The sequence below is a fragment of the Methanobrevibacter sp. YE315 genome (genome assembly GCF_001548675.1).
In the GTDB taxonomy this organism is placed as follows: Archaea; Methanobacteriota; Methanobacteria; order Methanobacteriales; family Methanobacteriaceae; genus Methanocatella.
This window is the reverse complement of record NZ_CP010834.1, coordinates 1,128,558-1,154,655: the sequence shown is the minus strand read 5'-3', so window position 1 is coordinate 1,154,655 and position 26,098 is coordinate 1,128,558. Positions and strand designations below refer to the sequence as shown.

The window sequence follows — 26,098 nt, the reverse complement described above, 5'->3', positions numbered from 1 at the left end:
TATTTTTATTGTTTTTAATACCATTATTCTTAACAATGAATGTTCCTAACTCATTTGTTGTTACACCATATTTAGTTTTGAATATTTACAATGAAAACATTCACTTCAAACTATATGGGTATGGAGATTATGTGAATTATATCCGTATTCCAAAAGGTACAAAAATTCTTTACATTGAAGGAGCCACACTTACACAAAATGAATTTGAAGTGTTGTTGCCCCCTGATATTGAATTACATTTAGTGGATGAAGTTTCTGATAAATTATTGAAGTGGACATTATAATTAAATATATATACTGAGGATAACAAATTATATATAAAGGAGGATAACAAATGCAATTAAGGTCATTAATTCGTGATGAGGAATTTTTGGAAAATGTACCTCAAACTTTGATGAATGAATTAATTTCAATCAAAGATCTTATTCCAATTAGGATATCATCAATGGTTATGGATTATTGTTTTGAGTTCAATTTAAGAAGGGTGCTTGTTATTGAGAATAATAAGTACTTAAAAGAGAATTTCCAAAATGAAAGAATAGCTTGTAGGAAGTTATCTCCTATAGAATCTAGGGAGTATAGCAATGAACTTGCATTAGATTTTATTAGAAAATATCCTCAATTTAAACCTATAATCAGTCATGTTAGAATTAGGGATGAAAATTTTAATATAATTGAGGAGATTCCTATTGATCAGTATTTAGCTGAAAATTAATTTTTTATTTATTCTCATTTGTATTTTGTGGGCCACCAACATAACACATATTAATGTTGAGGTGGCCTTTTTTAATAGACTTTTTTTTTAAATAAGTTCCAAGAGGTGTTAGCTTATGCTATCTACAATACTATTTGTTTTAAAACAATTATTGCCTTTGAAATATGAAACCAAGTTCACTGTCACTGATGATAGTGGGAAGAATGAATTAATGAAAGTGCATTGTACTTGGAGAATGTGGTTTTTCAAATCATTCCATATTAAGACAAAGACATTATAGTCATTTCGCTACTTTTTTCCACCTGAACATTGGTTTTGAATATTTACAATGAAAACATTCACTTCAAACACTATAAATTTTTCCTTTAAATAGCTATTTAACACTTTAATATTTATCCTTTAAAAAACTTTGTGAGGACATCGTTTTCACCCCCAAATATGAGGGTGTTTTCCTCAAAATCTAAGAATCCAAGGCCAACTTCAAGGGTTATTTTCACCAATTTTGAGGACATGAATTTTCAAGCCAAAAACCCCCTAGTTTTCCTCACCATCGAAGGTAAAATCCATTGAATTTTTTACCCTTCAGCAACACATGAACCAAATCCTCACTTTGCTTTTGAATCAAATCCGAATAGCTGACAGCTTCATCTTCATATGTTATTGTTGAGTAGATTTTGCCCAATATCTTTTCAACGATTAGTTTTCTGGCTTCCAGTTTAATTGTATTGTTTCGCCTATCCATATCATCAACCGTAATTCTTTTTTTATTTAGTAAGCCAATCACAGTTTTATCTACAATCTGCTGTCTGAACGGCTCTATTAAATCAAATGTCAGACTGGTTCTACCATACATATCAAAGTGCAGAAAGCCGCAGTATGGATCCAAGCCGTTTACAAGAATGCTTTTTGTTATTTCACTTGCAAGTATTGCATAACCGTAATTCAGCATTGAATTCATTAAATCTGTCGGCTTTTTTGTGCGGGAATCAAATCCGATTTCACAAGGAATGAAATATTTGACTCCAGACCAGTATTCATTTGATGCCTTTCCTTCCAGACCCATTATTCTCATTCTGATGTCTTCATTGTTTCCCTTAAAATTCAGTTCTGAAAGTTGGCTGATGCATTCATCGATTTTTGACCTGTGATTGAATACTCTTTTCAGCTGTTTGTTTTTGTTCAATGTTGTTAATGTCGCTTTCTGATTTTTCATTTTTGAAATGATCAGTTCCTTTGAAATCCTAAGGCCTAACTTGTTTTCGCTTAATTTGTATTGCTCCTTTTTAAGGGCTACATTTCGCCAATCGGGAGATTCCAATGTATAGGTAAGTTGGCCTCGTGGACTGATAGCAATCAGTTTAATGTTGTTTTCTGCTATCAGATTCAGCGCATCAAAGGTCACATATCCTTTTCCTATAACTGTAATGTCCGTTACTGTGCTTGCCTTGATGGAATCAAGGATTTCATCCTTTTCATGTATGACAATCTGATTGTCTTTCTTATGTATGGACTTGTTGTATCCGTCAATTATTAGTTTCATCTCAATACACCCTGTATAAATCGCTTTTGAATTTTATTTCCCTTCCGCAATTCTCTTTTTTCAAATAGCAATTTTGGCAAATTGGAATTACCAGAACACTATCTTTTTCCTTGATGATTTCATCAATACTTTTCACTAACGTCTCACGTTCACTATTCTCCAGTTCTCCTGCATATAATGAACCTTGAATCTTTCTAAGTCCAAAATGCTGAAGGATTCTTTCAATCTTTTCTTGGTTTGTTTTGAATTTGCAATCAAAGCTGGCTATCATATACATGAACTTATTTATATTATTCTTTCAGATTAAGTTTTATTTCTTAAAAAGATAACTATAAATACTATGTTTTTTTCAAAACAATTATTCATAGCTACAACAATTTTTTAAAGCTATTACAATTAAGTTAAACTTAAATAAGATGAATACAATAGAAACAATTAAAATTCAAGCAGTCCTGTGGTGAATCAAATGGCCAGTATAGATGATATTGAATTGATAATTAGGGATTTGGTTAGAATTAATGAAACGTTAGTAACGAATTTGACTCAAAGCTGCTTTGCAGTGACTGGGAAAATACTGTGAATACATTAAATGAGTTAAGTGACGAGAAAAAGGAATTGATGGAATCCTTGGAAAAATCAGTCAATGAATTTTTCAACATAAACCAGAATCTCATTAACAGAAAACTCAAGATAACTTCATTTTCACTAATTCCCTCATTTATCAACTATGAATTCAAATTCAATATACCGAGGACAGTGAATAAGTCATCAAGAGAATATTTCTGCTATAAATCATTAATGGATAGGCTAGTTAAGGAATATGATGTTATAACACTTAAAAAGGATGGTTATTATATTTTAGACATCACACGATGCTTGAACATTAAAAAATTATTTGAGGTGAAAAAATGAGCGGAATAAATACAATGGAATTCATGAGATTTTTTGTAGAACAGGGTCATACTTTTCAAATTGCATTGATGGGAAATGGGGACGTTGTTGAAGAGTTCATAGAAGTAAACAAGGATAATTTTGAGGAATATGCAAAAAGAATTAAGGAAAAAACATGAAATGGTATGAACTAGTATGATTAATCATAATAGTATTTATATATAACTAGAAATATAAATAAATATAGTTATTATTTGAGGAGGACAGGTAATGAACGATTTACAAAAGAGATATATCAGAAATCAAATCTTAACAATGCCAATGAAAGTAAATCAAGAGTTAACACATAAGAACAAAAAATTCAATCAACGTTCAGATTATGATAATATTATTAGGTATATTGATAATTTTCTAGATGGAGAAGGCATGAACAGATTTCTTGTTTTGCCGGGATTGCGTGATGTTGGAAAAACGACAATACTATTTCAGGCATATGAATATCTTCTAATGGAAAAAAACATTAACCAACAGAATATTCTGTATCTTTCTTGTGATCGGTTAAAAAGAACTGGAGAGGCAAATATTTTTGATGTAGTTAATTATTATTGTAAAACATTCCATAACTCAATCTTTGAAACATTATCGGAACCAGTTTTTATTCTCATTGATGAAGCGCAGTATGACAAGGAATGGGCTTTAAATGGGAAATTGATATTTGATGGATCTAAAAATATTTTCATGATTTTCAGCGGTTCATCTGCATTAAAGCTTTCCAATAATCCGGATGCTGCAAGAAGATTATTAAATATTCCAATTTACACCTTAACATATTCACAACATTTAAAACTGAAATATGGAAATTTTAAAAATGACATTTCTGATTCAATAATTCAGATGATTTTTGATGGTGAAACACAAAACAGTGCAGAAATAGAGAGAAGAATGATTAATATCTATTCAAATTTCCAAAACTTTGATGTATCTGAATGGAAGAATTTCCTACAATTTGGAGGCTTTCCTTCATCATTCTATCAAAATACCAATGATATAAATAAAAAAATTGTTAATATGGTAGAAAAAGTTGTAATGACTGATATGAACAATATTGAAGGCATTAACGGCAATACACATAATCTTGCTTTTCAAATTTTGAATTATTTGGCTTTTCAAAATCCTGGTGAAGTCTCAATAGGTTCCCTGTCAAATCTCTTTGATGCAAAAAAGCAATTAGTCACTAAAGTATTGAATATTCTTGAAAAAACACAGCTGATATTTCATATTGGACCATTTACTTCATCAGTAAAGAGAACAACAAAGCCTAATGAATATTTTTTTGCTACACCCAGTTTGAAACACAATCTTGCTTTAGATGTAGGCAATGCCCTACTTGAAGATGAACCGGCATATTTCGGAAAGCTACTGGAAAATTATGTAGCTTCAAGTTTCCATGATTTAGACAATAAGAGCACCATCTCGTATAAAACATATTATGATGACAGCAAGAGGAAAAGCAGTGATAAAAACGTTGATTTTATTGTTCAAAGGGGATTAGAAAAGCCTATTCCGATTGAGGTAAGCTGCGGTGATAAGGATAAAAGTCAAATTAAGCGTGCAATTAATGCATATAACTCCTCTCATGGAATAATCATCTCAAACACTACGTCAAATATTGTCAAAACTGATAATATTATATGCATTCCTCCTGAAATATTTGCTTTCATGTAGATTAAAGGCATTGTGTCAACTCATGATGATGTACTTTTAAATGTCAACTTTGATTTAATTTTCATGGGTTACATTGATAAATCTATAATGCATAAGATCAGTGTAAGAACACTTAAAGTAATGCAATATAATTTATCACGCAGATGAAAGATATTTTTTTAAAATATTTTTCATCTGTCATCATATACCTATATTTTTTTATAATTGAGGATTACTAATTTTTTTGTATATTTTTTTTATGAAGTAAATTGTCATTAAGTTTCAAATCCAAAATTTTTATTACTTTTAACATATATTAATATTACAAATTCAAAAATTGGCGAAATCACCATATTTCAACCAACTGATGTATATGTTCTACTACACTTTCTACACTTCCCAACAAACTCCCAAATTATCGAAATTTTATATATAAAGTAAACGTATATTTTATGTAATAATATACATTAATAGAGAAAAGATACGAAGTCTTTATATACTAAAAAAATCAATAGTAAAACAAGGGTTAGGTATTAAAAATTTAGGGGGCAAAAAGCTTATGATTGAAGTTGATGAGCTAACGGACTACCTAGATGAATACTTGGAAGAAAAGCAAGAGGTAAAAAACTTAACTGATGAAACAATACGCAAACAAACATTCAACATATCCAAATTCATAGAATACCTGGAAAATGAGGGAGTGGATGAATTAAACAGCACCAACGTTAAAAAGCAACTGAGGCATTATCGTAGATACTGTTTAAAACAGCGTGGAAATAAGAGAACCACAGTCAAAACATATATGATGAACATTCTGGAATTCATCAACTCTGAAGATGTTCAGGAAGAAATCAACCATGAAACCATTAAAATGAAGGATATCATTGAAGTCAAAGCCGAAGATCCGGAAACCGCTAAAAAAAGAATAGAAAAAATCAGTTTGACAAGGCCACAGGCCGCCTTTTTCCTAGATACAATAGAACAGAGCGGCAATATAAGGGATTACGCCATCTGCAGGACTTTCATAGATTCAGGAATGAGGCTGAAAGAACTGGTTCTCTTAAATAAAAGTGATATTCAGGTCCCTTTAGATGAAAAAGGATTTTATATCTTGCCTGAGGATTCAAATGAGTTTATTGATGTATACTTGCGTGCAGAAACCACAAAAGGTGAATTGAAGGATCGTACAACTTTCATTACCTATGACACTCTTGTCAGCTTAAATGATATGATGATGGATCGCATCACAAAACTTAGAAAAAATACAAATGACCTCTATAGGCCAGTAATTCAACGCAACAAAGCAGCACAAGAGGCAACACGTGAAGAACTATTTACCAACATCAAAGGCAATCGTATTGGAAAACGTGGAGTTCAAGATATCATTAAAAAGCATGCTCGTGAATGTGATGAAAGGATTGATGCCGAAGGAATTGATTGTCCTGTAAATTATGGGAGAAATGTTAGCGTGCATATCCTCAGACACACCGCTTTAAGCCATTATGCAGAGATTTTGACCGTTGCTGAGGTTCAAACAATTGCAGGACATTCCAACAGTCAAACAACTGATAAATATATTCATGTTGACAGAGAACAAATGAAACAAAAATTGAAATTAAATAATATGAAATTTACTATTTAAATTTCATATATCACTTTTTTTTAACACTCCATATCCTGATTAGATTAATTTAAATAGTATTTAGTTTAATATAATATTGATAATAAACTATTTTAAAGTTAATTACATTGAGGGATTATGAATTTTAAAAAGGAAATATTATTGATAAGCTTTATATTAATATTAATTTCGCTATTTGCTGTTTATGCATCGGATATTGCTGAAAACAATTCAGATATTCAGCTGCTTTTGGATAATACTGATGAATCAGACTTGATTGGGTGCTGTTCTGTAGTTCTGCAGATGGATGGAAATGAGAGTATGATTTCCTTTAGGCGTGATGCCAAAACATATGCAGATATTTTCATTGAAAAGGTAGATTGGCACGGAACACCCGCTATCAAGCAATATAAAACCGATGGAGAGTATTTCTGCCAAGTAATCATTACCGATGACGGTTGGGTAGTTGGATGTGGCGGTAAAGATGATGGTGTTTATAATGAAATAATTGAAAATATCACCGCTCAGATGATTACTGAAGAGAATAATATCTCTGAAGGCCATTTACAGGAAATTCAGCAAATCAAAGCATTATACAAGATTGGTCATGTTGTAATTAAAGATCCTGACGGTAATTATGGTGTTGCAACCGCAAATAGTTTTTATACAGGAAAATTGAAACCTGGAGAATATGTTTCTATTCCGAATAGGGAAGGTTACATAAGATATGGTAATCTTACATTAAATAACGGTGATAAAGTCAAGGAAATGACCGATTTGGCAGCTTCTGACATGTTTGGACTCACCAGAAGAGATATAAGCACTTTTCATTTCTATTCAAATGATAATTTTACAACCTATAGAAATATAACTGACATTTATATTTCCAATGATGACGGTTCCAGATTCAATATGGCATGTAGAAACATGGTTGATAATGTTTATATCAATGGAAAAGTCATAAATGCTTCAGATATTCCTATTGCTCCTGAATATAAGGATATTGGAAACATTACTTTCGAAAAGGATATTCCTAATAGGGTTCAAATGTATTACTGGTGTACAATGATTTTTGGAATTCTGGCAATTTTTGTAGCAGTTTTGCTTGCCACTAAAATTTCATTAACTATTGTCAGATTTATTAAAAATAATCGTCATCGTCGTTAGTAAAATTTATTAAATTTCATGAATTTTATTAAAATTCACTAAATTTGAAGAAAAAGTCATATATCAATAGCTTGATATATATGGAGCTATTGATTTATGGTACTTTCTAAATATTACTTGAGTATTAGTAGCATAATATGTACATTAAGTATTTCCATATTTACAGATTTATATATTATATATATTATTTAGTTATCTGTAAATAAGGATATATCTATTAATAGTATTATAATAATTATCTGTAAATTACTATAATATATAGTGATAGATATAATACATATTTTCCCATAATAACTATTTTTATATATTAATCTATTAATAGTATTTAAGGTATAATATACGGAAATACTATGCCGACTAATGTAATATCACACTAACAGTATTTGCAGTAAAAATAAAGCTTATATGAGCTTTGTTTTTAATCATATTATCTAAATGACCTTTATTTATCATATTTACCATTATATTAGATTATAATGACTTAACTATCTTAGAACGATTAAATCAAGATAAATAAAGTGCAAGGAATGGGTTGTTTTAATGAAATTTATAAAATTTAATAAAATTCATGAATTTTAATAATTTCCGAAATTCTGGGAAATATAAAAAATTTCAAAACATACCTAAATTAGTCATGCCATCTATATTTGTTGGTTGAAATTCAATGATTTGTGAAAATTTTAATAATTTTTGGTGAAAATCAGAATCCTAAAAGAATCTTAATGCCGATTAATATAAGGATTACACCACCGACAATCTGGAATTTGTCACCAACAAAGTGTCCGATTCTTTTTCCGATATAAACGCCCACTATACTGAATAGGAATGCAACAATACCAATAATAAATGATGAAATCAAAATAGAATCTTTTAGAAGAGCAATGGTAATTCCAACTGCAAATGCATCAATACTTGTTGCGATTGCAAGCAAAGTCACTTCCTTAAATGAAAACTGATCAGTAATCTCGTCCTCATCATGGGATAGGCTTTCCCTAATCATATTTATTCCAATGAGGAGAAGCAAAATAAATCCTATTATGGATGCTAATGATTCAACAATGGATGAAATAACATTTCCACAGAAGTATCCTAAAATAGGCATTAATGCTTGAAATCCACCAAAAAATATGCCGTAATATAGGATTTGCTGTTTTGTAAGATTTTTTTGAGTAAAACCCTTAGTCATTGATACGCTAAACGCATCCATTGCAAGAGCAACAGCAACTAATGTAATTGAAATAAGATTTAGGGACATTGCATTAAAATATGTAAATTATTTTATTTATAATTTAATTTGTAAAATTTTCTCAGGTAATAAAATCAACTATTATTTAATAACTCTAAATGTTTATATAATTTGTAATATAAATTTTATAAATGGAATATATTTTTACAGATATTTCATATAGAGGTGAGATTCAATGGATTATAAAAGAATATCAATGTTTTTAATTCTTTTCGCACTTCTTATAGCAACAACCAGTGTTGCTTTTGCATCCGGAGATGCAGATATCGTTGATGATGAATCCAATATCATATTTGATGATGATATTGCTGATATTGCAGGTCCTGATGATTTAGATGATTCTGATGATTGGGATGATGACTCTGAAGATGATTTAGATGATTCTGAAGATGATTTAGATGATTCTGATGAGGATTTAGATGATTCTGAAGATGATTGGGATGATGACTCTGATGAGGATTTAGATGATTCTGAAGATGATTTAGATGATTCTGATGAGGATTTAGATGATTCTGAAGATGATTTAGATGATTCTGATGAGGATTTAGATGATTCTGAAGATGATTGGGATGATGATTCTGATGAGGATTTAGATGATTCTGAAGATGATTGGGATGATGATTCTGATGAGGATTTAGATGATTCTGAAGATGATTTAGATGATTCTGAAGATGATTTAGATGATTCTGATGAGGATTTAGATGATTCTGAAGATGATTGGGATGATGATTCTGATGAGGATTTAGATGATTCTGAAGATATTCCTATTTACCTTAAAGAATTAATAGATAATTTCAAAAAATGGATATCTGAAAGAGATGAAAACTTCACACGCCTTATAAAAGATCTTAAAGAAAATTATGGCAGCAATTCTAATGCGGGAACTGTTATTGTAGATGGTAAAACTCTTGACGCATATAAAAACTATGATTATTACAATAAAGTTACACAAGACTATATAAAATATACAGGTGAAGATGCAAATCAGTGTGAAACTCCACAGATGGCTTTCGATCAGACAATCATTGATTTAATTAAAAATCAATCTGTAAACATTTTGCCGAATAGCATTCCAAAAGAGGCATCAGGATTTGTTGAAGAGCTCATCAATAACACTAATCAAATTGATAGTCAAATATCATCAGATTCTAAAAGCAGTAATATGATTTCATCAGATCCAACAATAAATGATGCTGTCAAATCCGTTTCAAGGAGCAATGCTCCGGCATCCGTTATCAATGTTGTATCTCAAAGCGTAAATGAAAGCGCTGGTGCAGATGATGCCAATAGCACTGACAATAATCTAAAAGATAGTGAAGAAAAAGCTGCAGAAGATAATTCTTCACTAATCAATTATGGAATTATTGGACTGATACTGATTGCAATTGTCTGTATTTTTGCAGCATATAAGAAGTTTAATTAGGAAATATTATTTCCTAACTTTTTTTATTTTTTTCAATATTATTTAAACAATAAACTTTTTAATACTTTTTTTACTAAATTATTACCATGAAGGACTTATTTGATTTTTGCAAGTTTGGCGATTTGAGGCTCAACAGTCGAATCGTAAGAACCGGCCTATGGGAATCCGAAAGGGAATCCTACGGCAACTTTACCCCAGAGATGTATGACAGATATGAAAATATAGCTGCAAGTGGGGTTGGACTAATCATTTCCGAGGTTATTTCATTATATTCAAGAGATGTCTTCAGCAAATATTCTCTGACCTTGAACTATAAGCAGTTTGTTCGTGAAGCACGGGACTTGACTGACCTTGTGCATGTATATGGCGTGCCTATATTTGCCCAGGTCGGATTTGTCCAATATCACAAGCATGCCGAGCACAATATAAATGTCAGTGATATTTCCCTGGAAGACATTAGAAAGATTCAGACAGATTTTATAATCGCAGCTCAAAAAATCGATTATGCGGGCTTTGACGGAATTCAGATAGGTCTTGGAAACTATTATTTTTTAGCACGTTTCATCAACCCAAACTTCAACACACGCAGTGACAAATATGGTGGAAACACCTTCAATCGCTTAAGAATCGTTTTGGAGATGGTTAAAGTCATTAAGGAAAATACAAAACTCCATATCAACTGCAGATTGAACGCCTTTGACGGCACCAATATGGGAATGAGTATTGATGAAACCATTAAAATCGCACAATTGCTTGAAGAGCATGGCGTAGATTCACTTCAAATTACCCGTCCGCGTTCACCTCAGTTCTTTACTCAGGAAAACAAGCAGAAAAATCCGCTCATTGAAGCAACTGAAAAGATTATTGACAATGTGGATATTCCCGTTATATTGGGCGGAGGTTCCAACAGCCAGAATCAAATCAATGACATATTGAATAAGACAAATATAGATTTCATTTCAATGCAGAGGCCTTTTGTTGCAGATCCAAGCTTTTTGGTTGATTGGGCAGTAGAAGGCAATGGAAAAAGCATATGCAAAACCTGCAATAACTGCTATTGGAAAAAAACATCAACATGTCACATTTACAAAAAAGCTCAATTGAACATCGGATATTAAAAAAAGAATAAAAAGTACTCAATTAGAATGTTTGAGTACCGCTTGTTATGGATAAAGAAACTTCCTGAGTGTCTAAAAGATGTCCTGATGAATCATATAAATTGATTTTTGCATGATCAGGATAATATCTATAAGCATCTGCACTTGCAACATCAACATATCCAGAAGAATCAATAGTTACAGGAACCATATTGCCGTTATTTAAAGCAGACCCATCTCTTGAGTAAAATATTTGAACTTGAACACTTTTACCGGCATGCTCCGGTCCAATAAGTATGTGTGCATAAGTTTTATCAGACAATTCACTTCCTGTAGAGAAGCTTCCCCCTCTAATGGTCATTGGTGCAGCTTGACTAGAACTGGATTGTGAAGATGAACCAGGACTAACTGAAGAACTTGTTGTCTGTGAATTTGCATTGTTTGAACCTTGGCTGGAAGTGTCATGATTGGCCAGTCCTATGTATGCAAATACTCCTGCAAGTACAACTGCAATTATGACTAAAGCAATAATGATGATTTTGGTATTCTTTTCATTATTAGCCTTTTCTCCACTCATTGAATTAATCATGCTTTCATGACTAATTGTCTTGTTTTTCAATGGTGTTCCGCATTTTTTACAAAATTTTGCAGAATCATTGTTTTCAGTATTACAGTTTGGGCAATTCATTTCAATTACACCTTTTACTAATTACAGTTGATTATTAATATGTTATTCACAATATTAAAAATTATTCATTGTATTTTCGAAATTGCCCTATGAAATTTTCAAGTTCCTCTTCAATCTGAAACAATGGAATGATTGGCTTGTATGTTAGAAGCGAATTTAAGGCAATCAGGAAGGGTATGGTTTCGCCTATATTCAGATTTGAGAATTCCAAATCCTGATAGGTTACCCTGAAGTTTCCGTTCCGGTGCTGGTCCAGTTTTAGGCCTTGTGGTATGAAGTTGATTTGCTCTTTTTCAATCAGCTCTTCCAAAACCTCCGTGCCTTTTAGAATATCCTCAAATTCTATTTTATCCTTATTCAAAAGGGGTTCTACAAAATCAAAGCGGATATCATATTCATATTTGGAAAAATTGTTTCTAAAGTAATTGTCAACCATAAGATAATTAATGAAGAGTTCATGGTTTTTGATTGAATACTTCTTGTTGTTTAGAATGAATTCCATGTTTAAATATTAAGTTAAAAATAGTATAAAAAACTAGTTCATTGGAACTAGTTTTCATGTGGTGCGTATTTTCTGATTGATATTTCCTTGAATCTTTTGATGAATATCTTTGCCCAGATATATCCTGCGGTTCCTCCAACGAAACATCCGAATACGATACCTGCATAAATTCCTGTCACTCCCCATCCGAACATGAAACAGAATATGTATGCAAATACGCTTTCAAGGATTAATGATCTTAAAAGGGTAATCAGAAGGGAATATATTCCTTTTCCAACTCCCTGAAACATCATTGAAGACATCATACCTTGGGGAACAGCCAGAACAAATAGGCTCAGGACAGATATTGCAGTTGCAATTTGAGGAGACAGGGTTGCGCTGGCCTGAGTATACGAGAACATGGTGGCAATTTGGGCTGAAAATATGAACATTAACGCTCCAAGTATGATTGATATAAGGAATCCCAATTTGATAGAGTAGGAATGTGCTGTCTGCAGGTTTTCGTAATTGTGGGCACCGTATGCAACACCGGAAACAGTCAGAACGGCAGTTCCAAGACCTATCAATGGAATCATTGACATCTGAACTATTCTCATGGATGCAGTATATACGGCTACGGCGGTTGTTCCTGCCGCAATAACAAGCATTGAGTTAATGATAATCGCAAGGGCTGAAAATACTATGTTTTCCAATGTTGAAGGGATTGCAACCTGCAATGTATCAAGCATCAGGCTGGTTGAATAATTGAAGTTTTTAGGTGACAAATCCAAATAGAGGTCCTTTTTTCCCCAAATCCAGTAGCTCATTACCAAACATGAAAGTGATGCTGATATTACTGTTGCCCATGCGGCGCCTGATATTCCCATGTTTAAAACATATATGAATATTGGGTCCAGAATGATATTCATGATTGCAGTAACTGCAATTGCTATTGTTGCTCTTCTCATATCCCCTTCGGACCTGAATATTGCGGATGCCACACCTGAGAATACGAAAATGAACAGGAATCCGAATATTATATAGCTGTAGTCCATAGCGTACTGTATAGTGTGTCCAGCACCCATAAACTGCAAAATCGGAACCATGAATCCTTCTATAAGAATGGTGAATATTGCGGATACTATCACTGACAAAAGGATACCGTGCAGACCTGCATTATTTGCCTGACTATAGTTTTGAGCGCCGATATACCTGGCTATCAATGAGTTTGCACCTGCTCCGATTCCGTTTCCAAGCCCAATTAATACCATAAAGAGCGGTGTGATGAACCCGATTGCCGCAAGCGCGTCGGCTCCAAGGCCGGCTACCCAAATGCTGTCTGCAAGATTGTAAAGCATAATCAGCAGCATGGAAAGCATCATAGGAAGGGCTAGTTTTACTATTGCTTTTTTAGGATCTCCTGTAATCATTTCGATATTCTTGCTTTTCTTAGCCATCTTACTCCCCTTGATTCAATTCTATTGTTTTTATTGCTATTTCCTTCAATACTTTTTTCAACAGTTCCTTATCAACGTAACCTTTTTCCTTAATGACCTCATCTTCCCAGGTTTTCAATATCTTAATTGTTTTATCCAGTGTGTCTTCACCCGCATCAGTCAATGATAGTTTGTTTTGGCGTCTGTTGTTCTCATCAATTTCTCGGGTAATCAATCCCATTTCCTCCAGCTTTCTGACTGACCTTGCAACAGAACCCTTATTGATGTTGAATCTTTTGGATATTTCCTCCTGGTTGCAGTTGCACCTGTTTGAAATCTCAAACAAGAGGTATAGTTGTGTTGAATTAATTCCGAACTCTTCGAGATGATGATTTAAATAGATGGATTGGCCTCTTGCAATTATTGATATTAGCTTTCCCACAGGAATCTGTGAATCATCAATTGAGTTTAACACTTCAAGTGACATTTTAATCTATGAATCCGTCTAATGAATATTCGTTCTTTTTGACTTCTTTTGTAAGCAAAGCCAAGGTATTTTGAGGCTTGATTGAGTATTCTTCCATTTGTTTTAAACCTGTTTCAAAACCTCTTCCTCCTGCAGTCATGAAGAATTTGACGTTTTTGAATTTTCCTTCATTTTGCTTCAAATAGGATATTACCGGTGTGGAAGCTTTGCCAGCCCATACCGGAGATCCGATATAAACCACATCATAATCATCAGGGTCGAATTCAAGCGCTTCAATATCAATGATTTTTTCGGATATTGCATCTTTTCCACCACGTGCATAACCTATTTTTCCCTGGTAGTTTACTTTTGGTTTAATTTCTTCAATGTCTGCGTCTACGTTTTTGGCAATGTCTTCGGCCAATTTTTTAGTAATGTTTGTTCTTGAATAATAAGCTACTAATGATTTCATACTTTTATTATTAAGGGCTCATCATATATAAATGTTGCTTTGACAACAATTGTTTATGCAACAATTAAATTATATATTCAAAAAGCAATAAACTAATAATTATGGAAAAACTGAAAATAGCAAAAGTAATCTCAACATTCACAAATCCCCCAATAATCTGCATACCGCTATTCTTTATCATTTGTCTAGTCTTATCATTTGAAAACGGAGCATTTGACTTTTCAAAATTTATTGTTTTGGAGCTTATTTCATTGATATTCGCTTCAGTTTTGCCTATGGCAATTATTGTATATTGGGCAAAAAAGCTCAATACCGACAGTGACATTTCCAATCGAGAAGACAGATTCACACCATTGATTGTTGGCATAGTATCTTATTTTATCGGGTTTTTGCTTTGTCTTATTTTACATCTTGACAATTTCCTTACAGTCCTGCTTTTATGCTATTCAATAAATACAGGTGTTGTACTTTTGATTACAACCAAATGGAAAATAAGCGTTCACACAACAGGTTTGAGCGGTCCTGTCGGCGCTTTGATATTATTGCTTGGACCTATAGGAGCATTGTTCGGATTGCTCTATCCACTTCTAATCTGGTCACGTGTAACCCTTGAAAAACATACATTGGCACAGGCCATTGCCGGCGGAGTACAGGGATTTTTCCTCACAATCGTTGAAATGTATCTGTTTTTCATAGTCTTTGGACTTAAAACAGTACCGTTAACTCCACTTATGGACTGCATCTGGTATATGCTGGCGATAGTGGCCACACCAGTCATTTTAGGAATCCTAAGCTACACAGACATTAACAACAGGATGTTTTACATATTTGTAATAATAGCAATGGTCATATTTTTGGCGTTTGCACCTTTAAGCGCATTCGTTGTATTTATGCTTGTTTCTATTGCAAGCGTTTTAATAAGCATTTATGCCGGAAGCGATTTTCAGTGGTTCAATGTTTTGAAGTCTTCATAGTCTTTAGATACTATTATGTCTTCGAAAAACTTTTTCTTTACCGGACCCAATGTATTCAAAAAGTCGTCATAATACTGACTTGATTTAATTTCACAGTAGTCCATTTTAATCAAGTTGTAAAGCGGGATCTTGCATTTTTCTTCAATGTCTCTTAAAGCAAAACGAGGACCATTGATTTTATAGGCAAGCAAATCGAACTTATACATCTCATACCATTCATTTTCAATGAAAATTCTCATTAATTCCTGGCCTGCAGGGACGGTATCCAGAAACTTACAGTCAACGACATGAGTGATGGAAGCGTCATGCTTTCTTCTATAATATAGATGCCTTTTTATGATGGAAATCCTTTCTGCCTTAAGATATACATAATAAAAGAAAGGCATATCTTCAAAAAATATTCCTTCGGGAAATCGTGCATCGATATCCCTTAAAAATGAGGATTTGTATATCTTTTGACACACTCCAACAGACAAGTCAAAAATGGATCCCGGAGTTTCATCCGGTGAGAATACTCTGTTTTCGAAACTCTCATCAAAGGTGGACATGTCAAACCAGTCGTTTGGATAGATTTCACCGGTTTTGTCATCATAATTTATCATCTGATAGAATGTCAAATCCGTATCTTTTGATGAAGCTTCACAGTATGCGATTTCCAAAGCATTCGGATGATACCAGTCATCGCCGTCAAGATACATCACATATTCTCCTTCGGCTATCCTTAGGGCATTGTTTCTTGAAGCGCCTGGGCCCAGGTTTTCCTGATTGATTAATTTTATTCTTGAATCGTCAAACTGATTGATAATATCTAAAGTATTGTCTGTTGAGCCGTCATTTACAATGATAAGTTCAAATTCATCAAAACTTTGGCTCAAAACGCTTTCAATGGCTTTACCAATATAGTTTTCCTGGTTGAAGACTGGCAGTATTACGGAAATCTTAGGGCTGATCATGGTTTGATAATCCTCCTTAATATTCTAATTCAGGTTTCTTTTCAAATAAGCTCACACTTCCGGATACCTGCAGCCTATCCAAATCCTTATGTCTGACGTAATGTTTTGTAAGGAAATAATCATCACTCGGCGTTCCATAAAATACCGAACTGTTCAGTTTCACATCCTTGTGCAGATACCAGGTACCGTATCTCATACAATATTCATTATCAGTTGATATATTCTTGTTGATGTAATCAGGGTCATGTGTTTTCAGATAATAGCAGACATTATCCAAGTCGTCATCAAGAATTGGCATTTTAGTTCCCCTATCAAATGTTATGGAATGTGCCATCAGGAGAACTATGCCTAAAATTATTATGATTTTCAGGTATCTATTGCGTCTCTGGTTTGAAAATTCGAATGTAGGGTTCCTTGTAAGCCTATAAATAAATGAATCCCGGTTTTCCAAACCATTCAATAAGGTTTGTGATATGCAGTCCAACGCCCAAACAGTAAAATAGACAAGCGGAGGTATGCATGAAATCAGATATCTGTATGTCTTAATGTTTATAAGGCTAAAGAATATGAAATAAACTAAAAACCAGGCAATGCATAGGAAATCCATTGAATAAAATTTCCTGTTGATAGGCAGCTTATCCAGAATGGAAAATACGACAACCATTTCGACCAGCATTACCATATTTGCCAGCAGATGATTGTATGTCAATGAATAAATGAATATTAAAGTCAATGGAATAAGAGAAATCAATAAGTATTTTTCAAAACTTTCGCCCTTAAATGATTTTTTGCTTGATATGATTTCATTAAGAGTATCCTTATTTGCTATAAAGTTCATTATTCGTATTGCAACGGCCAGAACAACAAATATTATTATGAATTTCGATAGATCAACACCTAAAATCTGCAGTGAACCGAAGTTTAGCATGCGTATGAAATTGAATATGTAAAATGTTGAGTTATCTGTGTAACCGGGGGTTGTCTGATACTTGTAATCATCGTTGAATCCTCCAACAGATTCGGAAATCTGTGTAATGAAGGTCAATCCGGATCCAAATGAGCTGATAAGTACGCATATTAAAATGAATAGAACTAAAGCTATCAGCAATCCCATCATGATGTATTTAAATTCGGAACTATTTAGATAGTTATGGGCGTTTTTGCGGAATTCTTCCCTATCATACAGGAAAGTGTCGATAACATTGAAAAAGTCATTTTTACTTAAAAAATACAATAAAAGCAGTGGAAGTATAAACAATGCTGAATATCGTGTAAATATGCTCAACACAGCCAAGGGGAAGCATACCATATAATATTTAGGATTTTCATATACCGCCAATATCAAAAAGATGATAACCCAGATTGAAATGCTTATTACAGATACATCAAGTGTCCCATCGGCCCAATAGGTTAATATTAAATTAAAACTGCCGAAAAGAACAGCCCCAAATAATGAGAATATCTGATTGAACCTGTATTTTAAAAGAATATACATACTTAGATTAGCCAGTATTGAGAAAAATCCTGTCACAATAAAAATTGATTCCTTTCCAAGCCCAAATTTAAATAGAACTCCAGTCAAAAAACAGATTACGGGCGATAAATAAAGTGTTGAAGTGTTATGTATGTTTTCACTTAAACCGGAGTAGAATAAAGCGTTTGTCAGATAAACCAAAACATCAGATTTAACATCTACTACCATATGATAATCTATTGAAATTACGGTTACAATAATGCTGAAAAATAATAAAGCAATTAAATAAATTGTATCCTTTTTTCTTAAATTTAAATCATATATTAAATCATTAACAAACATATTACCCTTAAAAAAGATTTATACTATGATTTATTTCCTTTATGATTTAAAATGTTTTCTAATAAAAAAAGAGTTGATTTAAAGATAAAAAGTTATCTTTAATCGTTAAATTTACCCAAGAATTCCTGCATTCTTTGGTTGTTAGATGAAAATACCTCTTCAGGTGAACCTTCTTCTACAATTACGCCCCCGTCCATGAATATGATTGTATCTGATACATTGCGCGCAAAATTCATTTCGTGGGTAACGATAACCATAGTCATTTTTTCAGCAGCCAACTGTTTGATTACAGTCAAAATCTCGCCTGTAAGTTCAGGGTCAAGCGCTGAAGTAGGTTCATCAAAGAATAGTATGTCAGGATTCATTGCCAGTGCTCTTGCAATTGAAACCCTTTGTTGCTGACCACCTGAAAGCTCACATGGATAGGCGTTTTCCTTGTCTTCCAAGCCCATCTTTTTAAGCAAATCACGGGCATGGTCATAAACTTCTTCTTTGTTTCTTTTTTGAACTTTTAAAGGAGCATTGGTTATGTTTTTCATTACGGAATGATGTGGAAACAGGTTGAAATTCTGGAAAACCAATCCAAAAGTTCCGTCAAAGTTGATTACACCGCTGTCTTCATGATCAAGTCCTGTTATGCATCTGAGCAAAGTGGATTTTCCTGATCCTGAAGGGCCGATGATTGCCAATACTTCACCTCTTTCAACTTTAAGTGAAATGTCTTTTAAAACGACATTGTCGCCAAAGCTTTTTTTAAGATTTTTAATTTCAAGTAAACTCATAATACCCCTCTAATCATAATAACTCATTCTGTTTTCTAGGTGTTCCATTACAAATGCAACCAAGACATTGAAAACGTAATAGAATAAACCTGCAACGAGCAATGCCGCAATTGATGCGTCGGCTGCTGCAATCTGTTTAGCTACTGTAAACATTTCCGGAATTGCAATTACAAATGAAAGAGAAGTATCTTTTACAAGAGTAATCACTTCATTAGTTACTGAAGGAAGAATTATCTTAAATACTTGAGGTAGGATAATTATAAAGAATGTTTCAAGCCTACTATAACCTAACACCTGTGCAGCTTCGTATTGTCCTTTAGGAATAGCTTCAATCCCCCCTCTATATATTTCAGCGAAATAAGCTGCATAATTAATGGTAAATGCAATGATAACTGCAATAAACCTGTAATCACTAGATAGGCTCATTCCAAATACATAATATGGTGCGAAAAATACTACGATTAACTGCAACATCAATGGTGTACCCCTCATGATTGAAATATAAATCTTCATCAGCCATCTGATTGGTGCGAAGCTACTCATCCTTCCTGCGGCAACAAGTAAACCGAGAGGAAGGGCGAATAGTAATGTAAGCAGGAATATTTCAATGGAAGTAACCATACCCCCAAGTAATTGTGAAATTACATTACCTATTATCATATAACTAATTCTCCCTTCTTAACTAATCAATTTATGGTTGGATCAAAGCGTCTTGAGAAATACCATATTTTTCTGCGATTTTAGCAACAGTACCGTCTTTAAACATTTCGTCTAAAGTAGTTTGTACTTTGTTTTTCAAATCATCGTTTCCGAGTTTGAATCCGACACCGTATTTTTCGGTGGTGATTGATTCATTTAAGATTTTGAAATTATCAGCAGATTCGTTTTTGTTTTTAATATCGTATTCTGCAACACCAATATCCATAGCTATTGCGTCACATGCACCGGATTCTAAATCCATGAATGCGGTGTTATAGTCTGCTACTTCAGTTAAAGTACCGAAAGTGTCAGCAATGGTTTTGTTGTCGCCTTGAAGAGCTGCTAAAGCAGATGAATCTTTTTGTACTTCTACTGTTTTGCATTTTAAGTCATCGATAGATGAAATGTTTGAATCAGATTTTACAACAAATATTTGTTTGTTGTCGAAGTAAGCATTAGACCAAGTGTAGTTGTCTTCTCTGCCGTCAATGGTAAATCCGTTCCAAATACAGTCGATAGAACCGGAATCTAATTCTGCGTCTTTAGCATCCCAATCAATAGGTTGCGCTTTGAATGTCCAATTGTTTCTTTCACAAACTTCTTTTGCTAAGTCTAAATCGAAACCAACATAGCTTCCATTAGCATCTTTGTATCCGTAAGGTGGGAATTCTGCGTCAAAACCAACAATGAAAGTGTTTTCATCGTTTGCAGTAGCATTGTCACCACCTAAAAAGTCTAAAAATCCTGCGCTTACACTAGTTAACATCATTAAAGAGATAACTACTAAAGCTAAAATAAAACCTATCTTTTTATTCATTTTAAAACACCAAATAGTTATAACTACATGTAGAATATAATCTACATTATAAATTATATAATTTGGTATATTTAAATCATGTTCATTTAATTTCAGAAATATAGACAAAATTTAAAAAAATAGTTGTTATTCAATCCAAAAATGAAATGAATTTTTCACATACAACATCCTGAGAGTACTTGTCTAAGATAGCATCATAATTTGATTTCAACTCTTCGCCAGGTATATTGTGAATATCTGAAATCTCTTCAGATAACCATTCAAATGATTCGACATATGAATTTGGAATATTTTCCATCACTTCCAAAGATCCGGCATTTTCCATACAGAATACCTTTTTGCCGTTTAGGATTCCTTCCAGATATGTCATTCCAAAACTTTGAACTAATGTCAAATCACATACGAAATCATGCTTGCGGATTTCATCAATCGGGAAATTGGTGTTGTTCTTATAATGGATAATATTCTGCAGATTCCTTTCATATAATTCATCCAAAAATTCGTCGACGCAATTTCCAGAACCGTAAACATCAATGATGATGTTCTTGATGTTGTTTTTCTTCAGGTATTCTCCAAATTCAAATAGGTTGTCAATATCCTCTTTTCTTTCAGTACTGATTCTTAAAAGATAGATGCCTTTATATATCTCTTTTTCAGGCACCGGCTTTATTTTATCTCTATCAATGACTTTTGATGATTCCAGCGCATTTCCAGTGACAATATATGAATCATAATTTGCATAATCATGAAGGCGTTCAAATTCCAATCTGTTGTTCTCGGTTACAAAAACCGCCTTGGATAACCTTTTGTTTTTAAGTTTTGATATCAATCCAGGATACATAACATCAACCACATCAGCAGATGCATGGAAGAAATATAGTTTATTTTTGATGAATTCGGATTTCGCTTCCTCCAGGTATAGATGCAGGGTGTCTCTGGTTGAAACGACAGTATGTGATTTAATGTTTTTGAGAAGCTTTTTCAATCTGTATGATGAATATGGATTAATGGCTTCAAGATTGGCTTCATGTCTTAAATAACCATATTTCGGGATGAATTTAAATGGGAATGTCTTCACCCTACCCTTTCTTGAATCAACATCAAAAGCATGATTGAAATTGATACCGTTAGGCAATTCAGATATCGGTGGCTTTTTGAATAATGAAAACATCTCTACAAGATAGCCATGATTCACTAAACCTTCAGCCAAGGCTTTTGTTGCGTTAACGGTTCCTCCAAAGCCATAAAAATTATATCCTAAAAAAGTAATCTTATTCATTTGAATATCATAAAGATAATCATATAACTCTTCAATATGGGAATTGCCGTTATTGAAGCTGTTCTTGTCAAATATATCAAAAATCGGATTGATCTTGAAGTCCTTTTCCTTTAATGCTTTGATTAAATCATCACTGGTCCTGATTGCATGTTCGTTAAGTTCACCAAATTCAACATTGAACTGTCTTTTTTCATAAACATGATCCAAATCAGGCTGGTATAACAGCACAGGTTTATCTAAAAATGTAAAATCAAAGGCTATTGAAGAATAATCCGTAATTAACAGTTCTGATTTAAACATTTCATCATTAACCTCAACATCATTTTCGTTGAATATTTGAATTTTTTCGTTTTCACAGGAATAGATGTCTTTAAACATTCCTTTTTTATAATACCTGTGAAGACAGACTTTCAAGTTTAGATTGCGTGAATCTAGATAATCCTTCAGCTGATTTGATTTTAAGGTATTGATTAAATCATCGGCCATTTCATTTCTATTATCGTTGTAGTATCTCCATTCTACAAACCACAGTATCTGGCCGGCACTTTCAGATTTCATCTTTCTTGAAAATTCGCTATCATATTTGAGAGGATATTTCACGTATTTCAACTGATATTGCTTGAAATTATTTTCCTCTTTCAAAATATCCATCTCATTTTCATCGAATACACAATATCTGAATATTGAATTGTTAAAGGATTCTCCGGTTATCTTTGATTTGACTAGAGAACCTGATTCATTTGGAATAATGATGATTGATTTGTTAATCTCAGGATCATAAGCCCATTTATGATTCCTGTTGGGGGCGACCTCATCGGTTGAATCGGATATGAACACCAAATCTGCACGGTCATATAATTCGATGTGCTCTTTTGAGTTAAACCATATGACATGGTCCTTTTCATTGTCTTTAAGGCCATCATATAGCTTTAAGTTAACCCCATTGCTTTTTAATATGATAAACTTGTCTATTTCATCATCCTTTTGGAGGCAATATTTCCAAAAGCTGAAAATGTTGCTGTTGGCAACAGTTTCGTTTTTTCCTCCAAAAATCCAAATATATTTATTATTTTCCATAAATCTCACTATAAATCTAATTAATGCTTATAAACCCATTCATAAACTCTTTTTGAATTGTTCTTATCCGTATATTTGAAGAAATTGTCAACTCTTAATTTGTATTCCTCTTCCATCTCACAATCATTATCAATATATTTTATAATCTTATCAATCAGCATGTCCTCATCACCGATTGTATCACCAAAGTTCATTATTGATTCATCGGCCAATGGAGCCTCAATATCAAAATGATGGTCTCCTCCGTGCTCGTACTGGTAATATATAATTGGCTTTTTAAGATATGCAAAATCAAATGCAACAGAGGAATAATCAGTAATCATCAATGAGGAATCACATAGGATTTCATGATGCTTTGTAACATTGTCTATTTTGACATAGTCATTTTTATCGAAACTGTCGATGAACTCATACATTAACGGATGAGGCTTCAGGATTATTTCATATCCTTTTTTCTTCGCATACTCAATTAACCTTTCATTATTGATTAAACTGTTGAATCTTGCATAATATTCAGAATTAATCAGTTGATAGCTATTTTTAATATAATTCCTCCAGGTTGGCATTATGACAATCTGCTTTTTGAGATGGGCATTTGTTAAATTGTCGTATCTTGGAAAACCAAGAATCTTAACAATATCCTCATCGAAATTATAGTTTTCACTGGTAAATTCCTTGCAGTCATATTCTGAAACGGCCAAAACAAGCTCCAGATTCTTGTCAAATTGTGTCATCCAGCTTGACATGTCGTATCTTGCAACTCCATGCTGCAGGAAATAGTTTTCCCCGGTTGACAAACCGGCGTATAATCTCATATCAAAATCCTTAAATGGATTGTTGGTTACCGGTGAAATTTGGGACTGCATGAACTTTTCGGTAAACATGAACAGGAATTTATGTTTCACTGAACCGAAAGGAACAATCTTACTGCCGTAGGACTTTCTTAATCTTTTGTAGTCTTCACAGTTTTTTTCGATGACAAAGTATTTTTTAACGTCGTCTTTGATGTTGGCAGCATACCTGAAGAAATGCTCGCCATTATCGCAGGACAGATTAATCCTATCTGAAAACAGCCAAATCTTGCGGTTTTTCATAAATATATATGCAATGAAATAGACAATCCTATAAAACAATGCCCTAATCCTATGATTGAATGGGATATTGGACAGTATAATCTTGATTAATGCCTTTATCTCATAATAAGATGCCCTGAGATAGGAATGAGGCCTAATGTACAATACGAATTTTTTCAAAAGTACTATCTGATCGTTCTTTCTGAAGTAATTTCCATGCTCTGATAAAAATACGTATTTTCTTGAATTGACTTTGCAGTCCATTTCTATCCTTTCATCGTTTTCCTGATATATTACCCTAAGGGATATGCTGCATGATTCGTCATGCTCTACTGGTATCTTCAAATCAAAGCTGTAATAGTAATACCATGGAATGGAGAGCATGTTTTGGGTTTGCCTATATGTGTTTGGATATTCAACCTCTTTTGCCTCATAAATCTCTTTGATTGTTTTTCCGGACTTGATTGCCTCAACTGAAATGAATCTTTTATCGCAAGTGCTGGAAAATGTACCTGAAATATGCAAAAATCCATCTCTAAGTTTTACAATATCAAAATAGATGCTGCGGTTATGCAGCAAGTCAATTATATATGAATCTGATTTCAGATAGATTTCCTTTCCTTGTGTTTCAACGTGAAACTCGTCATTTTTAAGATAAATCAGAAAATCCCTTGATGTTTTCTTTAATGTGGTATTCAATGAAATGTTTCTCTCATCCAATTGGTTTAAAATATTCAACAGCTCATCCCAGAATCGGCTCCTTTCGGTGGGATTTGTGAAAATCTCTTCAATGTCGCTTATGCTTATGATATCTTCAAGATAATGGAGCATAGTGTTTTGAATGAAATATGGAACTGTATCCTCCTTTTCAATGGAAATGTCTATCAGCTTATTGTAGAACAATTCGAAGGAGTCAAATATCTTTTCTTTAATGGTATCGTTATCCTCCGGATTGGTGAACCTTTCACGGGCATAATAGGTTTCATCCTGGACAATCCTATACCTTTTTTCCTTTAAGAGAATCTCGTTGATAAAGAGTGTATCTGCCCTTTCGATATCTGTGAATCTTAAACCGCCTATTGTACTTTTCCTGATAAAAGCGCTGAAAACATCGGTCTGTATTAACAGTTCGTTTTTCCTCAAGTCCACATACTCTTCACTGTCCTCTTCAAACTTGAACTTTAATGGGTATGCTTTTTCGGTATCCAGATATTCAATAGGCAATGTGATGATTTCAACATCATCTTTTTGGAATGTCTCGTTTATCTTTTTCAATGCGTTTTTGGAGATGACATCAATAGGAAGCATGAAATTGATATAATCTCCATCAGCATGATTTAATGCATTATTATAAGCGGAATAAATGTTATCCTCATCATTGGATAATATGATGATGTTTTCAGGGTATTCATTTGCATATTTTTGGGCAATATTTCTGGTCTCATCTTCACTTTGCCCATCGACAATAATCAATTGAACATTATCTTTAAAATCGAGGCTTTGACTAATCAATGAATCAATGGCTTCTGATAAATAATCCTCAACATTATGAGTATACATTATAATGCTAAAGGATTGATGTTCATTTTGAATTGAAATTAAAAATACCCCCTCTGTTATATAATACTTTAACTTATTACTTTGATAATATTTATAGATTATTTATTTTAAACATTCAGTT

Annotated in this window: 26 protein-coding genes; 11 read left to right on the top strand and 15 right to left on the bottom strand. The window is 33.1% G+C overall.

Annotated elements, in window-relative coordinates; genetic code table 11:
• Positions 1-35: 35 nt before the first annotated feature.
• The 3 genes from TL18_RS04910 (at position 36) to TL18_RS10985 (ending at position 995) form a co-directional block, all read left to right on the top strand.
• Complete coding sequence (locus tag TL18_RS04910; RefSeq protein WP_067042221.1) at positions 36-284, top strand: hypothetical protein; 249 nt, start codon at positions 36-38, stop codon at positions 282-284.
• 50 nt (positions 285-334) lie between these two features.
• A complete protein-coding gene (locus tag TL18_RS04905; protein ID WP_067042218.1) occupies positions 335-715 on the top strand; it encodes a hypothetical protein in 381 nt (126 codons plus the stop codon).
• Positions 716-830: 115 nt separating this feature from the next.
• Positions 831-995: a hypothetical protein gene (locus tag TL18_RS10985; protein WP_156064606.1), complete on the top strand. Its 165-nt coding sequence runs from the start codon at positions 831-833 to the stop codon at positions 993-995.
• Between the two features lie 264 nt (positions 996-1,259).
• Here the strand turns inward: TL18_RS10985 and cas1 are convergent, their stop codons facing one another.
• A complete protein-coding gene (gene cas1, locus TL18_RS04900) occupies positions 1,260-2,255 on the bottom strand; it encodes a CRISPR-associated endonuclease Cas1 (RefSeq protein ID WP_082706388.1) in 996 nt (331 codons plus the stop codon).
• A 1-nt stretch (position 2,256) separates the two neighbouring features.
• A complete protein-coding gene (gene cas2, locus TL18_RS04895; RefSeq protein ID WP_082706386.1) occupies positions 2,257-2,532 on the bottom strand; it encodes a CRISPR-associated endonuclease Cas2 in 276 nt (91 codons plus the stop codon).
• A 299-nt stretch (positions 2,533-2,831) separates the two neighbouring features.
• Here cas2 and TL18_RS04890 point away from each other — a divergent pair, with 299 nt between their 5' ends.
• The 5 genes from TL18_RS04890 to TL18_RS04875 all read left to right on the top strand — a co-directional run bounded on the left by TL18_RS04890 (position 2,832) and on the right by TL18_RS04875 (position 7,638).
• Positions 2,832-3,167 carry a hypothetical protein gene (locus tag TL18_RS04890; protein ID WP_067042212.1) on the top strand — a complete coding sequence of 112 codons (336 nt, stop codon included), beginning with the start codon at positions 2,832-2,834 and terminating at the stop codon, positions 3,165-3,167.
• On the top strand, positions 3,164-3,325 hold the full coding sequence (locus tag TL18_RS10980; RefSeq protein ID WP_156064603.1) for a hypothetical protein: 162 nt from the start codon (positions 3,164-3,166) through the stop codon (positions 3,323-3,325). Before TL18_RS04890 ends, TL18_RS10980 begins: the two co-directional genes overlap by 4 nt.
• 91 nt (positions 3,326-3,416) lie before the next feature.
• Complete coding sequence (locus tag TL18_RS04885; RefSeq protein WP_067042209.1) at positions 3,417-4,871, top strand: ATP-binding protein; 1,455 nt, start codon at positions 3,417-3,419, stop codon at positions 4,869-4,871.
• A gap of 538 nt (positions 4,872-5,409) precedes the next feature.
• Positions 5,410-6,492, top strand: a complete 1,083-nt coding sequence (locus TL18_RS04880) for a tyrosine-type recombinase/integrase (protein WP_067042205.1) — start codon at positions 5,410-5,412, stop codon at positions 6,490-6,492.
• Between the two features lie 117 nt (positions 6,493-6,609).
• Positions 6,610-7,638: a hypothetical protein gene (locus TL18_RS04875; RefSeq protein ID WP_067042203.1), complete on the top strand. Its 1,029-nt coding sequence runs from the start codon at positions 6,610-6,612 to the stop codon at positions 7,636-7,638.
• A 700-nt stretch (positions 7,639-8,338) separates the two neighbouring features.
• Here TL18_RS04875 and TL18_RS04870 read toward each other — a convergent pair.
• Entirely contained in the window at positions 8,339-8,893 is a 555-nt protein-coding gene (locus TL18_RS04870) for a manganese efflux pump MntP family protein (RefSeq protein WP_067042201.1), read from the bottom strand.
• A 166-nt stretch (positions 8,894-9,059) separates the two neighbouring features.
• Between TL18_RS04870 and TL18_RS04865 the strand changes: the two genes are divergently transcribed.
• Together TL18_RS04865 and TL18_RS04860 are read left to right on the top strand one after the other, a co-directional pair.
• On the top strand, positions 9,060-10,307 hold the full coding sequence (locus TL18_RS04865; protein WP_067042195.1) for a hypothetical protein: 1,248 nt from the start codon (positions 9,060-9,062) through the stop codon (positions 10,305-10,307).
• A gap of 86 nt (positions 10,308-10,393) precedes the next feature.
• Entirely contained in the window at positions 10,394-11,425 is a 1,032-nt protein-coding gene (locus TL18_RS04860) for a hypothetical protein (protein ID WP_067042193.1), read from the top strand.
• 22 nt (positions 11,426-11,447) lie between these two features.
• Here the strand turns inward: TL18_RS04860 and TL18_RS04855 are convergent, their stop codons facing one another.
• The 5 genes from TL18_RS04855 to TL18_RS04835 form a co-directional block, all read right to left on the bottom strand.
• Entirely contained in the window at positions 11,448-12,092 is a 645-nt protein-coding gene (locus tag TL18_RS04855) for a zinc ribbon domain-containing protein (protein ID WP_067042191.1), read from the bottom strand.
• Positions 12,093-12,153: 61 nt separating this feature from the next.
• The gene (locus tag TL18_RS04850; RefSeq protein ID WP_067042188.1) at positions 12,154-12,594 is read right to left on the bottom strand and encodes a hypothetical protein; all 441 of its coding nucleotides are present in this window, start codon (positions 12,592-12,594) and stop codon (positions 12,154-12,156) included.
• A 47-nt stretch (positions 12,595-12,641) separates the two neighbouring features.
• The gene (locus TL18_RS04845) at positions 12,642-14,030 is read right to left on the bottom strand and encodes an MATE family efflux transporter (RefSeq protein ID WP_067042187.1); all 1,389 of its coding nucleotides are present in this window, start codon (positions 14,028-14,030) and stop codon (positions 12,642-12,644) included.
• A gap of 1 nt (position 14,031) precedes the next feature.
• On the bottom strand, positions 14,032-14,496 hold the full coding sequence (locus TL18_RS04840; protein WP_067042184.1) for a MarR family winged helix-turn-helix transcriptional regulator: 465 nt from the start codon (positions 14,494-14,496) through the stop codon (positions 14,032-14,034).
• Between the two features lies 1 nt (position 14,497).
• Complete coding sequence (locus TL18_RS04835; RefSeq protein ID WP_067042182.1) at positions 14,498-14,947, bottom strand: flavodoxin; 450 nt, start codon at positions 14,945-14,947, stop codon at positions 14,498-14,500.
• 101 nt (positions 14,948-15,048) lie between these two features.
• Here TL18_RS04835 and TL18_RS04830 point away from each other — a divergent pair, with 101 nt between their 5' ends.
• Positions 15,049-15,921, top strand: coding sequence for a hypothetical protein (locus TL18_RS04830; RefSeq protein ID WP_067042179.1), 873 nt, complete (start codon positions 15,049-15,051; stop codon positions 15,919-15,921).
• On the opposite strand, the gene TL18_RS04825 is transcribed toward TL18_RS04830, so the two are convergent.
• The 7 genes from TL18_RS04825 to TL18_RS04795 all read right to left on the bottom strand — a co-directional run bounded on the left by TL18_RS04825 (position 15,891) and on the right by TL18_RS04795 (position 25,977).
• Positions 15,891-16,874, bottom strand: a complete 984-nt coding sequence (locus TL18_RS04825) for a glycosyltransferase family 2 protein (protein ID WP_067042177.1) — start codon at positions 16,872-16,874, stop codon at positions 15,891-15,893. The genes TL18_RS04830 and TL18_RS04825 overlap by 31 nt on opposite strands.
• Before the next feature lie 16 nt (positions 16,875-16,890).
• Positions 16,891-18,690, bottom strand: coding sequence for a glycosyltransferase family 39 protein (locus TL18_RS04820; RefSeq protein ID WP_067042167.1), 1,800 nt, complete (start codon positions 18,688-18,690; stop codon positions 16,891-16,893).
• Between the two features lie 98 nt (positions 18,691-18,788).
• Positions 18,789-19,472, bottom strand: coding sequence for an amino acid ABC transporter ATP-binding protein (locus TL18_RS04815; protein ID WP_067042164.1), 684 nt, complete (start codon positions 19,470-19,472; stop codon positions 18,789-18,791).
• A 9-nt stretch (positions 19,473-19,481) separates the two neighbouring features.
• The gene (locus TL18_RS04810; protein ID WP_067042161.1) at positions 19,482-20,132 is read right to left on the bottom strand and encodes an amino acid ABC transporter permease; all 651 of its coding nucleotides are present in this window, start codon (positions 20,130-20,132) and stop codon (positions 19,482-19,484) included.
• A 31-nt stretch (positions 20,133-20,163) separates the two neighbouring features.
• On the bottom strand, positions 20,164-20,988 hold the full coding sequence (locus TL18_RS04805) for an amino acid ABC transporter substrate-binding protein (RefSeq protein ID WP_067042158.1): 825 nt from the start codon (positions 20,986-20,988) through the stop codon (positions 20,164-20,166).
• A 130-nt stretch (positions 20,989-21,118) separates the two neighbouring features.
• Positions 21,119-23,344, bottom strand: coding sequence for a CDP-glycerol glycerophosphotransferase family protein (locus TL18_RS04800; RefSeq protein WP_067042155.1), 2,226 nt, complete (start codon positions 23,342-23,344; stop codon positions 21,119-21,121).
• Between the two features lie 20 nt (positions 23,345-23,364).
• Positions 23,365-25,977 carry a CDP-glycerol glycerophosphotransferase family protein gene (locus TL18_RS04795; protein ID WP_067042153.1) on the bottom strand — a complete coding sequence of 871 codons (2,613 nt, stop codon included), beginning with the start codon at positions 25,975-25,977 and terminating at the stop codon, positions 23,365-23,367.
• Between the last annotated feature and the right edge of the window lie 121 nt (positions 25,978-26,098).